This is a genomic window from Enterococcus florum (assembly GCF_004309355.1).
Taxonomy (GTDB): Bacteria; Bacillota; Bacilli; order Lactobacillales; family Enterococcaceae; genus Enterococcus_A; species Enterococcus_A florum.
Map to the genome: position 1 here is coordinate 69,909 of NZ_BJCC01000027.1, position 14,635 is coordinate 84,543.

The 14,635-nt window shown below is 34.3% G+C and carries 14 protein-coding genes; 2 read left to right on the forward strand and 12 right to left on the reverse strand.

Annotated features, from left to right (window positions below):
- Positions 1–38 precede the first annotated feature (38 nt).
- The 11 genes from NRIC_RS15045 to NRIC_RS15095 form a co-directional block, all read right to left on the reverse strand.
- Positions 39–998 carry an SDR family oxidoreductase gene (locus tag NRIC_RS15045; RefSeq protein ID WP_146623528.1) on the reverse strand — a complete coding sequence of 320 codons (960 nt, stop codon included), beginning with the start codon at positions 996–998 and terminating at the stop codon, positions 39–41.
- Positions 999–1,001: 3 nt separating this feature from the next.
- Positions 1,002–2,492, reverse strand: coding sequence for a lipopolysaccharide biosynthesis protein (locus NRIC_RS15050; protein ID WP_146623529.1), 1,491 nt, complete (start codon positions 2,490–2,492; stop codon positions 1,002–1,004).
- Positions 2,485–3,684 carry an O-antigen ligase family protein gene (locus NRIC_RS15055; protein ID WP_146623530.1) on the reverse strand — a complete coding sequence of 400 codons (1,200 nt, stop codon included), beginning with the start codon at positions 3,682–3,684 and terminating at the stop codon, positions 2,485–2,487. The genes NRIC_RS15050 and NRIC_RS15055 overlap by 8 nt, the downstream gene beginning before the upstream one ends.
- A gap of 8 nt (positions 3,685–3,692) precedes the next feature.
- Positions 3,693–4,388 carry a CpsD/CapB family tyrosine-protein kinase gene (locus tag NRIC_RS15060; protein WP_146623531.1) on the reverse strand — a complete coding sequence of 232 codons (696 nt, stop codon included), beginning with the start codon at positions 4,386–4,388 and terminating at the stop codon, positions 3,693–3,695.
- Positions 4,385–5,107 carry a YveK family protein gene (locus NRIC_RS15065; protein ID WP_175580119.1) on the reverse strand — a complete coding sequence of 241 codons (723 nt, stop codon included), beginning with the start codon at positions 5,105–5,107 and terminating at the stop codon, positions 4,385–4,387. Before NRIC_RS15065 ends, NRIC_RS15060 begins: the two co-directional genes overlap by 4 nt.
- 5 nt (positions 5,108–5,112) lie before the next feature.
- Positions 5,113–6,213, reverse strand: a complete 1,101-nt coding sequence (locus NRIC_RS15070; protein ID WP_146623533.1) for a glycosyltransferase — start codon at positions 6,211–6,213, stop codon at positions 5,113–5,115.
- On the reverse strand, positions 6,201–7,508 hold the full coding sequence (locus NRIC_RS15075; protein WP_146623534.1) for a nucleotide sugar dehydrogenase: 1,308 nt from the start codon (positions 7,506–7,508) through the stop codon (positions 6,201–6,203). Before NRIC_RS15075 ends, NRIC_RS15070 begins: the two co-directional genes overlap by 13 nt.
- Positions 7,483–8,622 carry a glycosyltransferase family 4 protein gene (locus tag NRIC_RS15080; RefSeq protein WP_146623535.1) on the reverse strand — a complete coding sequence of 380 codons (1,140 nt, stop codon included), beginning with the start codon at positions 8,620–8,622 and terminating at the stop codon, positions 7,483–7,485. The genes NRIC_RS15075 and NRIC_RS15080 overlap by 26 nt, the downstream gene beginning before the upstream one ends.
- Positions 8,623–8,914: 292 nt before the next feature.
- A complete protein-coding gene (gene manA / locus NRIC_RS15085; protein ID WP_146623536.1) occupies positions 8,915–9,862 on the reverse strand; it encodes a mannose-6-phosphate isomerase, class I in 948 nt (315 codons plus the stop codon).
- A gap of 13 nt (positions 9,863–9,875) precedes the next feature.
- Positions 9,876–10,907, reverse strand: coding sequence for a serine hydrolase domain-containing protein (locus tag NRIC_RS15090; RefSeq protein ID WP_146623537.1), 1,032 nt, complete (start codon positions 10,905–10,907; stop codon positions 9,876–9,878).
- 141 nt (positions 10,908–11,048) lie between these two features.
- Entirely contained in the window at positions 11,049–11,870 is an 822-nt protein-coding gene (locus tag NRIC_RS15095) for a VOC family protein (RefSeq protein ID WP_146623538.1), read from the reverse strand.
- Between the two features lie 540 nt (positions 11,871–12,410).
- On the opposite strand from NRIC_RS15095, the gene NRIC_RS15100 reads away from it, so the two are divergent.
- Positions 12,411–12,713 (forward strand): rhodanese-like domain-containing protein, encoded by a 303-nt coding sequence (locus NRIC_RS15100; RefSeq protein WP_146623539.1) that lies wholly within the window; start codon positions 12,411–12,413, stop codon positions 12,711–12,713.
- A 104-nt stretch (positions 12,714–12,817) separates the two neighbouring features.
- Positions 12,818–13,438: an NAD(P)H-dependent oxidoreductase gene (locus tag NRIC_RS15105; RefSeq protein ID WP_146623540.1), complete on the forward strand. Its 621-nt coding sequence runs from the start codon at positions 12,818–12,820 to the stop codon at positions 13,436–13,438.
- A 29-nt stretch (positions 13,439–13,467) separates the two neighbouring features.
- Here NRIC_RS15105 and NRIC_RS15110 read toward each other — a convergent pair whose 3' ends face one another.
- Complete coding sequence (locus NRIC_RS15110; RefSeq protein WP_175580120.1) at positions 13,468–14,631, reverse strand: AI-2E family transporter; 1,164 nt, start codon at positions 14,629–14,631, stop codon at positions 13,468–13,470.
- Positions 14,632–14,635 lie beyond the last annotated feature (4 nt).

The window sequence follows — 14,635 nt, forward strand, 5'->3', positions numbered from 1 at the left end:
CGAGCAAACGATTCATGATCGAATCATTGCTCGTTTTTTTACTTGTTCGTATACCACTGGACCGTTTCTTTGAGCCCATCAAATAAAGTATAGGAAACGTCATATCCAAAATCGTGTTGTGCTTTTGAAATATCAGCATTCGAATGCTTTATATCCCCTGCACGTTCTAGAGCAAAATCAGGTTCAATATCTTGTTTATCAAGTAATTCCTTCAAGTTTTTAAGTAACTCATTTAAACTAAACTGATCCCCACAAGCAATGTTGTAGGCTTTCCCGTTAGTTACACTTGAGGAAAAAGCAGCCTTAATATTTGCATCAACAACATTTTTGATATAAGTAAAATCACGTGACTGAGTGCCATCCCCGTTTATAATAGGTGGTTCATTCCTCAGCAAACACTGAATGAATTTAGGAATTACAGCTGCATATTGTCCATCAGGATTCTGTCTCTTTCCGTAAACGTTGAAATACCTCAATCCAATAGTTGGTAGTCCATATACCTCACTGTAAAGTGAGGCATATTCTTCATTTACCTTTTTTGTCAGTGCATAGGGGGACAGTATTCTTCCCTCTTCGCCTTCTTTTTTCGGTAATTGTTTTGAATCGCCGTAAACTGAAGAACTCGATGCGTAAACAAATTTTTTAACCCCTTGTGCTAGACTCGCTTCCAACATATTAGAAGTTCCTTTTATATTCGCTTCTTCATAAAGCAGTGGGAAAGCCATACTTCGGGGGACACTCCCCAGTGCCGCCTGATGCAAAACATAATCAACATCTCTTGTAGCAGTCAAGCACGTATCATAATCCGTAATTGTGCCTTCAATCCATTCGAAAGATTTGTTATCTAATAAATGGCTGATGTTTTCCAAGTTTCCTGTAGACAGATTGTCCAAACAACGAACATGGTGACCATGTTCGATTAAATATTCACACAGATTACTTCCGATAAATCCTGCTCCGCCAGTGACTAAAAATCTAATTTTATTATCGTCGTTCATTTTTCACCTCTTCAAAAAAAAATTTAACCATATTTTTCTTTGTTTTGGAAAGAAGACTACTCCTATTAACAAAAAAAGGAAACAGTTTTTAACAAAAACAATTGATCCAACGATAATAAAGTCTGACCAATTTGATATTTTAATTAGATCTACCTGTGAAACTAAATATATTAAAACTCCAAATATAGTGAAAATCACTTGTTGCTTAACATTAACGGATATAATATTAGCTAATGAGCTTGTTTTGATAAATAGTTCAACTCTAATCAAATAATATAATGAACTTAATAAAGTACCTAAAACTAATCCATTAATTCCAAATATAGCTATAAAAAGAAAAGAAAGAATAGTGTTTAGTGCTACCTCGGTTAATGCGATCCCCCTAGTCTCTTTATATTTCCCTGCAGAAAAAACAACATGGTTATATGGTGTCCTTAATAGAACAATCAACTGACACAAAACAATCAATATCATGAAATCAGCATTCAGATATCCTTGATTCTTGCCGTCATTAATATAGATATTCAAGAACGGAATTATAACTTCACTTATTGTTGTTATAAAAATATAAACAACCAATGCGAAAAGAAATTGGGCTCTATCGAAATAATTTTTTAAAAGGTCATACTCTTTTAGAGCTAACATTTTGCCTATTATAGAGTCCATTCCTGTCGTCAGAATTCTAGAAAAACGACCTATTCCATTTAATATCATCATATAAACAGAATATATAGATATTTCTCTGGGTGAGAAAAAAATAGTCATTAATAAAATGTCAATGTTATTTCTTGATAGATTGGCAATGTGATGAGCTAAGCCATCCCATCTTTGTATAAATGCATTCTCTTCTGGTTGAATATCATAATCAATTTTATACTTTATTTTTACATAAAAAAATAGACATAGAGGGTTAATCAAAAAAATCGAGGAATTAACAAATTTAACCAATATAATGCTCTGTTTAAAATGGATCAAAATGATTGATAAAAAGAGATTTATTATAGTAACTACACTTTGTAAAGTATAGTAGAATACATGCTTATTGTCAGCTAAAATAAGAAGACGGTTTGATATCCCTGAGTAGTATTCAAAAAAAAGAATCAGACTAATAGCAATTATTAAAAGATTTATGCTACTCTTTGATATTGTTGATTCCAATACTTTTGTGTATAAGACTAAAAGCAGAAAAATGTAACCTAGAAATGTAATCGCAATTCGCTTAAAAAAAATCCTTGCTGAAGCTAAAATAGAAGATATTTTGGTCCAATTATTTTTTGACAAAGGTTCATACAGTTCAAATTTGATAACTCCTGTCAAACCTGAATCCAATACTGTAATATAATTTAATAAACTAGTGATTGATATTATTGTTCCGTTGATATTAGAACCATAAAAATTAATAATTAATCCTGATAATATCAAACCGCTAACCGTATTGATGATCTGTAATCCAAATGAAGAACTAATATTTTTAATTGTTAGATTTTTATACATTTTTTCCCTTTTCTGAATATAATTCAATTATTAAGTAGGAACTAATGATTGCAAAACGAATCTGCGAAAATCGATCATAATAAGTAACTTGCGCCACTTCATTAATAAGAATAGAAAAAAAAGTAAATAGCATACATGAATAAAGAACATCTTTTTTATTTTTTACAATAATTAGACAAATAAAAGTTATGAAATATGATGAATAATAGATTAGAAAACCTATTACTCCGTTATTTGCTAAAATCTCAACGAAATTATTGTGTGCATAATATCCTGTAGTTTCTCTAACTGACTCAATTCCATTCCCAAAAAAGGGACGCTTAAAAAAGAGCTGGGTAGCTTGTTCAATAAGCAATTTTCTATGATTCATCGACCCCTCTGCAGTACCTTCACCAAAAAACATAAAAATTAGCTGTTGTAGCCTCTCTCTACTTAAAGTAAACATATCTAATTTTCTAAACATTGTTATGATGATAATAAAAAATATACTTGAAACAAAAACACGTTTGAGTGTTAAATTCTTTTTTAAAAAAGAATAGAAAAAGATAATGAACCCAACAAAGAGAGTAAGATACGTCTTTCTCGAACCAGATAAAATTGAGAAAGAAAAACAAAGAATTGTCGATCCACCTATGAATATCATGTTAGTGTAATTTTTATTTTTTATATTTTCAAAAAAAAGGAAAATTCCTAGGCAAGCAACATAAGAACAAATGATTCCTAAGAAATTTGGGTTCGTCAATTCTGAGCCTATTCGAGTCCCTTGGCTTAAAGCAGAACTGATTTGGGCAATATTAAAATTATATTTTGAAAATACGACAAGTGAAAATACTGTGCCTCCCGTAATAACAGCATAAAGTGAGCGCTCAATTTGTCCATTGGAAACAAGTATATTAACTGTAACTACAATTAGTATAAAACAAGTGAACATTTGAAATAATGTATACTCAGCTTGACTATTTCTTAGATAGATTGATTGAAAACAATTGTAAAGTAAAAAGAAGACATAGAATAGACAATAATACGTTAGAAAAAACTTACCTCTTTTTAAAATAAGAATAATTCCCAAAAGGATACAAATACAAAGAACACCATTTTTTAAAATTTTTAGTTCTGGTAAAAATTGCAACGATAAAATTGCAATAATGCAAACATACAATGAAAAAAAGCTTAGTTTTTTTATATCAATCATTTATGGCCTCAATAGTATCCAGAAAATTTTGATTTCTTCGTATCGTTGTAAATTATTCCAAATAAAGAACTTTCAGACAATTGGATCATATCCATCGCTCTTTTTAAAGATTTTTTTTTTGTAAAATTTTCTCGAACAATAAGAATTAAACCCTCTACTTTATTTGATACAATTAAGGAATCACTAGAAACAATTAAAGGTGGAGTATCAAAAAGAATTAAATCAAATTTTGATTTACAAGAATCTATAAAAAAATCAAAATTTTGTGAATCTAATAAATCTGAAGGCTCTTTTTTTGAAGAACCACTAGTAATAATACTTAAATTTTCAATAATCGTGCATTTAATTACATCATCGAATTTTATATCTTCATCGGATAGTAAGTTGCTTAATCCTAGTTCATTTGTAAGTTGAAATGCTTTATGGATACTCGGATTTCTCATATCAGCATCCACTAAGAGAACTTTCGTCCCTTTATCAGCATAAGAAATTGCTAAATTAGCTATTGTTGTAGTTTTACCTTCATTCGCCTCCGAGGAAGTAAACATTAAAGTATTACTATTCTTTATTTTAGCTATATAATTTATTCCAGTTCGAATCGTTCTTAATTGCTGGACATAGGAGGAATCCTTTACAAAAAAAGACATTAAAGGAAATGTTTTTTGGCTTTTTTTCATTTTTTGAGGACCTTTCTCTTGAATCACTTTCTACGTCTCAAATGAATAGACTGTTCTAATCTTAAGTTTCCTATTCTCGTTGCCTCTTTAACAGTTATTTTTTCTAAACTTCCTAAAGGCACTATATTATAAATCTCTTCGATATAGCGCTCGTTTTTCACGGTTCCATTAAAAACATCTTTAACAAGCACAATTATCAGTGTTATCGATATTCCAATTATCAACCCAGAAATAAATGATATTTTTAAATTAGGTGATATTTTTTGTGTATCATTTCCGGCTGGAGAAACAATTGTAATTGTATCATTTTTTAAAATTTCTCTCGCTTTTTCCTGAAAAACTTGTGAAGTTTTATCTGCTAATCTAACAGCTTTTCTAGAACTTTCTGACGTAGCTTGAATAGTGAAAACTTGTGAGTCCGGAGATTGCTTCACCTCAATACTTTTTTTCAATTGTTCTAAACTAATGTCATCTTCTTCTAGTTCATTCATTACAGTTCCTAAAACAACAGTACTTTTAGCAAAGTCTTTATATGTTGTTATGGACAAAATATTAGCATTCACTTCACTTTGATTTTTTGAATCTATCCCTCCAATTAATTGGGCTGAGGAAGTGTATTTAGGTGTGATAAAGAGAATACTCCCTAAAACAATAAATAAAGTTACAATACTAGTTCCTAATAGTAGTATCCATTTTTCTTTCTTAATAATGTCTAAAAGATCCGTAAGATTGATTTGGTATCGCACAAAAATTATCTCCTTGTTTCGAATATTTTCTCCAACTGTTCAATATAAATTTTCCAACTTTGATTTTCTATTGTCTCAGTGATGCGTTCAGGATCAATATCTTCTCTAGTAATTTCCTCAATGGTCTTTCTGAAAGTAGCTATATCCCCATTTCTAACTACTTTTCCTCTCAAAGGGTTAGTCAATATCTCCTTAATTGCCCCAGGAACATCAAATGCTACTACTCTTTTTCCGAAGGATAAAGCTTCCATGATTACATTAGGATAGGATTCATATGCAGAGGACACCACTAATAAGTCTGATTTTCTATAAAGATCTGATATCTCTATCAATTCGCCACATAATGTTACTCTATTTTGAAGATTTAATTTGAAAATCATATTTTGCACTTTACTTTTCTCTGGACCATCTCCGACTATAGTTAGATGATAATCACTATTTAACCCTTTCATTATCTCCAGCAAAAGTAAAGTTCTCTTCAATGGTACTAATCTTCCAATAGATAATAGATTTTTTGTTTCATTTTCGATTATTGGATAATCTATATCTTGTTTATCTATCGGATTTGATAATATGTAGATTTTCTTATCAGAACGATTAATAAGATTATTCAGTTCACTTTTCATAAATTCCGACTGAGCAATTATAATATCCAAGCGAGAAATTAAATATTTATAAATAGCTTGAACAAAAAATTTTGTTATAGCGTTTTGATTATTAATAACTTCCGAATGCACCATAGTTTCTCTTCCTATGTATAAACAATCTTTATAAAAAAAATTAACTATTCCACAAAATGTATTTGCATTGAACACTGTAGAAAAAGTAATATCTGGCTTTATTCGGCAAATTGTTAAGATCAAATTTGTTATTTTTTTTATTTTACTTCGATAACACAATGTTTGAATGGTTACTTCCTTGTTTACTATTTTTCTTAAGGCTCCCTTTTTCTCAAACACAATTAAAATGACATCATACTTTTTTTTGTCTAATCGATTAGCAATATTTACGAAGAGTTTTTCTGCTCCTCCCACTCTTAGACTCGGAAGAACCATAACAATTTTCTTTTTTTTCATTTGGTTCATACGATTTTCTAAAGCCTCCAATAATTCATTCCAAATTCTAGAAAATCTTTTTTGCTTAACATACCCTTAATATCAAAAATAATTTTAGAATTAGTCAATTTAGAGATCCAATAATCTATTTCTTTCTCTTTAAATACATCATGATCTACGGCTAAGACTATTGCATCAAGATCGCTCATTTCTTCCTCGTGAACAAGTGAAATCTGGAGTTCATTTTCCACATGGACAGAATCAGCAATAGGGTCATATACAATTGGATCTATTGTAAACTCTCTTAATTCCTCGATAATGTCTAATACCTTTGTATTTCTCGTATCTGGACAGTTTTGCTTAAATGTAATACCAAAAATACCTACTCTAGCTGTACAAATGCCACCATTTTTTTGAGCTAACATTTTTACTAATTCTTGTGCGATTCTTTTTCCAAGTCCATCATTTATTTTTCTCCCTGCTAGTATTACTTCCGGATGGTAACCCAAAGCTTCGGACTGATGAGTTAAATAATATGGATCTACACCTATACAGTGTCCCCCAACTAAACCAGGAGTAAAATCTAAAAAATTCCACTTCGTTTTGGCTGCCTCTAAAACTTCTTTCGTATCTATTTCCATTCGATGAAATATAACTGATAACTCATTCATAAAAGCTATATTGATATCTCTTTGAGAATTTTCAATAATTTTTGCTGCTTCGGCAACCTTAATAGAAGAAGTTTTATACGTTCCAGCATCAACAATTGTATCGTATATCTGAGCGATCATATCTAGTGCATCCTTATCTGAACCTGAAACAAGCTTTACGATTTTTTCTAACCTATGTACTTGATCCCCAGGGTTGATTCTTTCTGGTGAATAACCAACCTTAAAATCCTCTCCACACGTTAATCCCGAAACCTTTTCTAGGATAGGAATACAAACTTCTTCAGTCAATCCTGGATAAACAGTGGATTCGAAAACGACAATCGATCCCCTTACTAAATTCTGTCCAATCGTATTTGTTGCAGTTTTCAAAGGTGTAAGATTTGGTGTTTTATCTTTGTTTATAGGCGTAGGTACTGCAACAATATGAAACTTGGCTTCTCTCAGTTTATTGGGATTTGAAGTAAATTGGATCGTCGTATTTTTAATGTTTTTCCCAACCTCATTTGTTGGGTCAACACCACTCTTGTACTGGTCGATCTTTTGACTATTCGAATCAAAGCCAATCACATCAAATTTTTTTGAAAATGCAACTGCTATCGGGAGTCCAACATATCCCAGACCGATAATCGATAGTGCTGTTTCCTTTGCCCTAAGTTTCTGAACTAAATTCTCCATGACTAATCTCTCCGTAATCCTCTTCATCAATGATTGTTCGTATGATTTTCAGATATTCTATAATAATTATTTTCCGATCAAATCGTTCTTCAACAATTTTACGTCCTTCCTTTCCCATTAGTTCGAGTGCATATGTATCCTTTTTTATTATTTTCTCTACCGCCCCCACAAGCGCATTTACATCTTTAGTAGGGATTAAATAACCCGATTCTCCATTTCTTACAATCTCTTTGCAGCCTGGAATATTGCTTGCTATCACCGGTCGTCCCATTGCTGCTGCTTCTAATAAAACATTAGACATTCCTTCATGATACGATGGTAGAACTATCACGTCAGCCCTTTTTATAATATTTCTGACATCATCCAGTTCTCCCAAATAAAATACGTTGCTATTTTTCTGATGATCTCTAATTGATTCTTTGTAACTATTGTCAATACTTCCTGCGATGTTAAAAATGCATTTCTTTCTCGATTTCTTCACAATGTTTGCCGCTTCCAAAAACTCTTCAATTCCCTTATCCTTCATTATTCTTGAAAGAAACAAAATTTCTCTATTTTCTTTTGATACAATCGGCTCCAATTGGAATTCTTCTAAATTTATTCCAGAACCCGCCAATACGGAATGAGACCCCCTTAAAATCTTCTTGTTTACAAAATAAGATTGATTGGCTTCGTTTTGAAAAAAAACATGGAAGACTTCACGAAAAGAAAATTTATACATTTTAACAAGAAGTTTTTCTAGTTTTAAATCTGTGGAAAAACCTGTACCTAAGCCTGTAATGTTTGCTACAAAGGGTATATTTAGGATTCTTGCCGCAAATGCACCATAAATATTCATTTTAATTGTAAAACCTAAAATAACAATCGGATTAGTTTTTCTAATTAATTTTATCAACTTGAAAATCAAAAAAAACTCCCTGATTGGATTCTTACCATGATTGTCAAAGTCAATATTGTGTAGTCTTACACCTCTATTATGGAAATAGTCCAATTCACTCCCGTATGGACAAAGAAGTTCAATTTCATATCCCTCTTCGACTAAATTTCTTATTAACTCTTTACGTGTTTGATATGTATATTTTGCGCCAGTAGAAAGTATCAAAATCTTCCCCAATTTTATACAACCCTTCGTATTTGATAATCTTTGTAAAAAGAAAATGTGTCTTACTTTTGATCTCTCTTTTTAAATGAAAAATCATCGCTCTTTCTCGTTTAAGTTGTTTAATTGCATTTATGAATACAAAATAGAGGGCTAAACACTCACCCTCCTCAACAAAATTAGTATATCATATTTTTTTATAATAAAATCAAAATATTTACAATTTTTAAAACAAAAAATAATGCTTTTGGGTTTTAATCGTGTCTCATAAAACCCAAAAACATTACTTTTCTAAAAAGATTAAATGTTATTTTCCTGGAGTAGAAGCAATTACCTTCATTTCTCCTTCCAACATCCAAGACTCTATATCATTTGGTAAAATGCAGCTGCTGCCGGCTTTTACCTCATAACTTTGTCCGTTAACAACTAGATTTCCATAACCGTCTACTACTGTCATTAATGTGTATGCCCCTGTTTTTTTAAGCGACAACTGACCTGCGACATCCCACTCGTAAACGTTGAAAAATTCAGTCTCTAAATAAGTCACGATTGACGAATTTCCGTTTCTTGACTCTTGAATTTCGAGGTAAGGGCTGATAGCAGGAACTGTCGTTACATCGATGGACTGTTGGATATGCAGTTCACGCGTGTTTCCCTCGTCATCCTTGCGATCATAGTCATACACCCGATAGGTTGTATCCGAGCTTTGCTGGGTTTCTAAAATCAATATACCGCTGCCGATTGCATGGATTGTCCCGCTTGGTACATAGAAGAAATCTCCTTTTTTTACAGGCACATAACGCAGTAATTTGTTCCATTCTTCGTCTTTGATCATTTCTGCCAGCTCTTCACGGGTTTCAGCATTATGCCCATAAACGATTTTGGAACCTGGTTTAGCATCAATTACATACCAGCACTCCGTTTTACCAAGTTCTCCTTCATGCTTCAATCCATATTCATCATCCGGATGAACTTGGACAGACAAGTCATCTGCAGCATCCAAGATTTTGGTGAGTAATGGAAAAACTTCTTCTGAAGGATTTCCAAAAACTTCTTTGTGTTCTTCCCATAATTTGTCTAGTTTCCATCCCTTGAATGGTCCGTTTTCGACAACACTTACCCCGTGAGGATGCGCGCTGATGGCCCAATCCTCACCAATTTTGTCATTCGGCAGATCAAATCCGAAAACCGTATGGAGTTGATCTCCTCCCCAAATTTTCTCTTGAAATACTGGTTTTAAAAATAATGGTTCCATCGTCTTTTCTCCTCTATTTGTGATATAGTTTCGCTCGTTCATTTAAATACACTGTTAAAATTTCATCACGGTGCTTTACATATTCTGCTCGAAAGTCCTTTGGATGAACACGATTGGACAAAAATACGAAGGCAGATTGTTTTATAGGATCAATGAGTAAGAAAGTTCCAGTATAGCCTGTATGAAACAACAAAGGCTGTTTATCTAGTGAGCTATATTTCAGATCCCACCCAATGCTGCGTCCCCCAGTTTTAGTCGGGGTTTGATCCTTTAATAGGTTGAAAATCGTCTGCCCTTGTAAATAAGGGTAGCCAGAGATTTCACCTTGATCAAGATACATTCGCACAAATCGATTAAGATCCTTAAGGTTGGAAAATAATCCGGCATTTCCAGCATGCTCAGCCAGCACCCGTGCTTTCGGGTCGTGAGTAATTCCCTTTAGAATGGTCCCATTTGCGAGTTTTTCAGTAGGAACGATTCTATCATAAGGGGCTTTTGGTAAAAATAAACTATCGTTCATATGAAGCGGTGTCAATACGACGTCTTGGAACACGTCAATCACCTTCTTCTGATACATCTTTTCAATCAAAAAACCTAAAAGAATTGTTCCTGCATCAGTGTACTTAACGGTTTTGCCTATCTTTTTTCCTCCGTGAAGTTTTAGATAGGCAGCAATCAATTCTTGCTGGTTTAGTCGATCCCGATTGGAGATATACATCTGAATATCCGAAGTGTGAGTCAGCAAATGGCGCAATGTGATTGTTGGATCGACAAATTCAGGTAAATGGGACTTTAATGAATCATCCCAAAAAAGTCTTTTTTTCTCCTGCAAGTGCAGCATAACAGTGGTTGTGCAAACCACTTTAGTCAGTGATGCAACATCGAACAAATAGTCCTTCTTCATCTGCCGTATTTCCGGCTCAATCTCGGCATACCCAAAAACAACAGTCTCCTCTTGCTGCTCTTCAGCAAACGAAAAAACGGCTCCAGGGAAAACGCCACTTCGCTGTTTTTTCTCAATGATGGTTTTGGTTTCTGGATATATTAGAACCCCTCCCTCGTCTTGCTCACAACACTTTTATATTATATCAAACTAGGCAATGGTGGCAATCATTCCCATCATTTTCTAAAGAATAAAAAACAAAAAAGAACAGCACTCACTAATGTACTGTTCTTATGATCCATCCTAGTTTGTCGTGAACCACCATTCGATCCCGATAGCATCATAAATAGTGATCATTGTTTGTTTTTTGTCTACGTAATACTCTTTATCATTTTCTTCTAAATGTGCCAAAAGCTTGGCCAATTTTGCTTTCGTCACTTGAAAACGAATAAAATCCAGGCCAAGAACCTTGTCAGTAGGCAAGTCGATCGTCCCACCTGAAGCATAACTCAATCCAACGTTGAAATCACCTCGATTGAGTACACGAACATCATTTTTTTCATCATATGTTCTCAAGCCTAGCACGTCCGACAAAAATTGCTGCTCTTTTTCGACATCGCTTACATTCAAATGGATTTTGTCAAAATAAGAGTGATGCACTTTTTCTCGTTTCGTTGCTTTTTTTAGTAAAGAATCTAATGAAAACGCCTCTGGTTTCACTGTTGAGCGGTCTTTACTCGGTCCATAGAAGATCTCGATCTCATTTCCTTCAGGATCCTCAATCAATAACCCTTTTTCTCCCTCCGCCTGCAAAGCATCCTTGATTGGATAGTTCTCTTTGTTGGCTCGATAAAGCACGTTCGCAAGCTCTTCAATATTTGGTACAACGAGCGAAAAACGTTGCAGCTTTTTGATTTCTCCCGAATACTCTTCTGCTCTAGGACTTTCCTCTAACCAAAGCAGTTCTGTTGCAGGATCTTTGTAGCCTAAAATTGCCAATTCATTTTCTTCTCGCAACAAGTGAAAACCGACAATATCTCGATAGAAGTGAATCATTAAATCACGGTTTTTTACTCGAATCGCGATGGTTTTTAAGGTGAGTACACCTAAGTCGAATATCCCCATTTCTATTATCCCTCCATCTTCACCTTAATTTTACCCAGAGTCAAGAAATACCGCAAGCAATATCCCTTGCACAATGACCAGAGTCAAACGGGTTGAAGGGCAACAACGTCATTTTTTGTCGATCAGAAAACCTAAACGTCGAAAAGTCCAATACCTGTGAATTGATCAGAGGTTTATTATAAACCATTTGACTAACTGGCTGTGGATTTCTTCCATTTAAATGTTAAGTTCGTATTATTCAAAGTACATTATGAAAAAGATTCCACTTTTTTAAAATATTTCACTATTTAGAGTTTTATCCTTTTTCATAGAAATAAAAAACACCTCTTTCAACATTGAATTCGAAATAATGATTGTCAAATAGAGGATTGAGATAAAAAATGGCTGATTAAGAGAACGAATTCGATCCATTTAAATCATCCCCTCTTTTCTTCATTACAAAGTTTCTAAAAAGATTCTTGCACAATCTATTTTAGAACACTTGTAATTTAATAAAAAATATATTATATTATGATGAGAAAAAAGGAAAGGAACAGATTTATGATTGAAGCTATTACGGCTCAAACGTTTCAGGAGCGAATCGAACGTGAAGACGTTCATCTATTAGATCTTCGAGATCCGGAACTTTTTGATGCCTCTCAATACGTTGGAAAAGCTACGGTTACTCAGCTTACCGTGACACAACTGCCTAATCGGTTATCCGAGCTAAAAAGAGATAAAAAATATTATCTTTTAACCCATTTTAACGATCAGGCGAAAACAGTGGCAAACTTTCTTCATCGCAAAGGCTATCGAACAGCCTATTTGATCGGAAGTGAACCCTTGATTCAAGAAGGGTCTTAGGAACAGAGAAAATTTTCTCTGTTTTTTTCTATATAAAGCATATTTATTGTCGAACGATTCTTTTTTTATTATGATAAGAACGTTATGAAAAAAGGAGTGTTCAGATGGCAAATGTATTAATCGTGAAGGCGCATCCTCTTACGGAGGAAGATTCGAAAACGATCATGATTCTGGATGCGTTTATCGAAGCGCATCAAACGTATCACCCTGAAGATACGATCGAAATACTTGATCTCTATTCGACGGATATTCCAGAAATCGATGCAGATCTTTTATTAGGCTGGAAAAAGCTCTCTCAAGGGGGAGACTACGAAGAACTTTCTTTTGATCAACAAGAAAAAATTCGCCTGTTCAACGAATACACCGAACAATTTCTGGCAAGTGAAAAAATCGTGATTGCCAATGCATTGTGGAACTTAAATATTCCGACTCGTTTAAAGGCCTGGTTCGATACAGTCAACGTAGCGGGAAAAACCTTCCGCTATTCAGCAGAAGGTCCGGTTGGGCTGATCACTGACAAAAAAGTCCTTCATATTCAATCCAGTGGCGGAACATACCATGGTGAGGATTTTTCTGCACAGTATGTCAAAGGGATCATTCATTTTATCGGAATTACCGACTTTTCGACTGTTTACAGCGAGGGTGCCGATTATGATCCTTCCAAACGGACAATCATCATTGAGGCTGCTAAAGAAAAAGCTGCCGAAATCGCTAAAAACTTTTGATCCAGCATTAAAAAACCGCTAACCCTTTTTTAAGGGTCGGCGGTTTTTTCTTCTTCATACAGTTTCGAGACATTTGTATACCATTCAAAAATATGACTCACAATGACTTTCAGCAAGGCGTAGAATGGAATCCCCAAGATCACTCCTACGATACCGAAAATCTTTCCGGCAGTCAGTAACACGAACATGATGGTTACTGGATGGATTTCCAACTGATTTCCCAGAACCAATGGTGATACAATTCGTCCTTCAATCGTTTGCTCGATTGCAAAAACGATCGCAACCTTGATTACCATGACTGGACCAGTGACAATCGCTAAAAAGAGGACCGGGATCATTGCTAAAAATGAGCCCAAATACGGGATTAAATTGAGAAAACCTGCTAAAACACCTAAAGTGATCGCGTAATTTAATCCGACAATCGAGAATCCGATAATAAACATCACCGCTACTGCAAAAGCAACTGTCAGCTGTCCGCGAATGTAAGAAGCCAACTGACTGTTCATTTCACTTAATACTTTAAACGTAGGTTTCCTTGTTTTAGTCGGTAAAAAAGAAACAAGATACGGTCCTAACTTTCTTCCGTCCTTCAGTAAGAAGAACAAGATAATTGGTGCTGTGACTAAAGCAATTACAATATTGGCCACCGTAGATACCACACTGCCGATCCCTTGAATCGTCGCTCGTGAAAGATTTTGAGTCAGCGAGGAGATGGTTTCAAGAATTTTTTGGGCACTGTTTTCAATCACTTCCTGGACCGGGCCAAATTCCATGTTCTTGAAAACTTCATCCGCCTTATTTCCCAAGGTATTGATATACCCTGGAAAACTGTTGATAAACGACTGGATCTGTTCCCTGATCTCAGGAATAATCACAACGATGCCCCAAGCCATCAAGGCCACTACTGCGATAAACAGTAAAATGATGGCATATTGCCGTTTTAGACCTTTCAGCTCTAGGAAATCCACTACAGGATTCATTAAATAGTACAAGATCCCTGCTAACACCATAGGCAAACCGACGATCGCAAAAAACTGCCCCACTGGTTCAAATAGATAGGATACCTTCGTAAAAACCAAAAGAATCAATAATAAAAGGAGGACGACGATTAGACCGACGACCACCTGGCTGTTTAAAAACCACTTCCAAAACCACGAAGTTTTTTCTCCAAATCTTTTTTTCTCCAACTTCATCACT

Excerpts from the sequence above, each read along its gene's own strand:
- NRIC_RS15045 (WP_146623528.1), bottom strand. The coding sequence starts at position 998 with ATGAACGACGATAATAAAATTAGATTTTTAGTCACTGGCGGAGCAGGA.
- NRIC_RS15050 (WP_146623529.1), bottom strand. The coding sequence starts at position 2,492 with ATGTATAAAAATCTAACAATTAAAAATATTAGTTCTTCATTTGGATTA.
- NRIC_RS15055 (WP_146623530.1), bottom strand. The coding sequence starts at position 3,684 with ATGATTGATATAAAAAAACTAAGCTTTTTTTCATTGTATGTTTGCATT.
- NRIC_RS15075 (WP_146623534.1), bottom strand. The coding sequence starts at position 7,508 with ATGGAGAATTTAGTTCAGAAACTTAGGGCAAAGGAAACAGCACTATCG.
- manA (WP_146623536.1), bottom strand. The coding sequence starts at position 9,862 with ATGGAACCATTATTTTTAAAACCAGTATTTCAAGAGAAAATTTGGGGA.
- NRIC_RS15095 (WP_146623538.1), bottom strand. The coding sequence starts at position 11,870 with ATGGGGATATTCGACTTAGGTGTACTCACCTTAAAAACCATCGCGATT.
- NRIC_RS15100 (WP_146623539.1), top strand. The coding sequence starts at position 12,411 with ATGATTGAAGCTATTACGGCTCAAACGTTTCAGGAGCGAATCGAACGT.
- NRIC_RS15105 (WP_146623540.1), top strand. The coding sequence starts at position 12,818 with ATGGCAAATGTATTAATCGTGAAGGCGCATCCTCTTACGGAGGAAGAT.
- NRIC_RS15110 (WP_175580120.1), bottom strand. The coding sequence starts at position 14,631 with ATGAAGTTGGAGAAAAAAAGATTTGGAGAAAAAACTTCGTGGTTTTGG.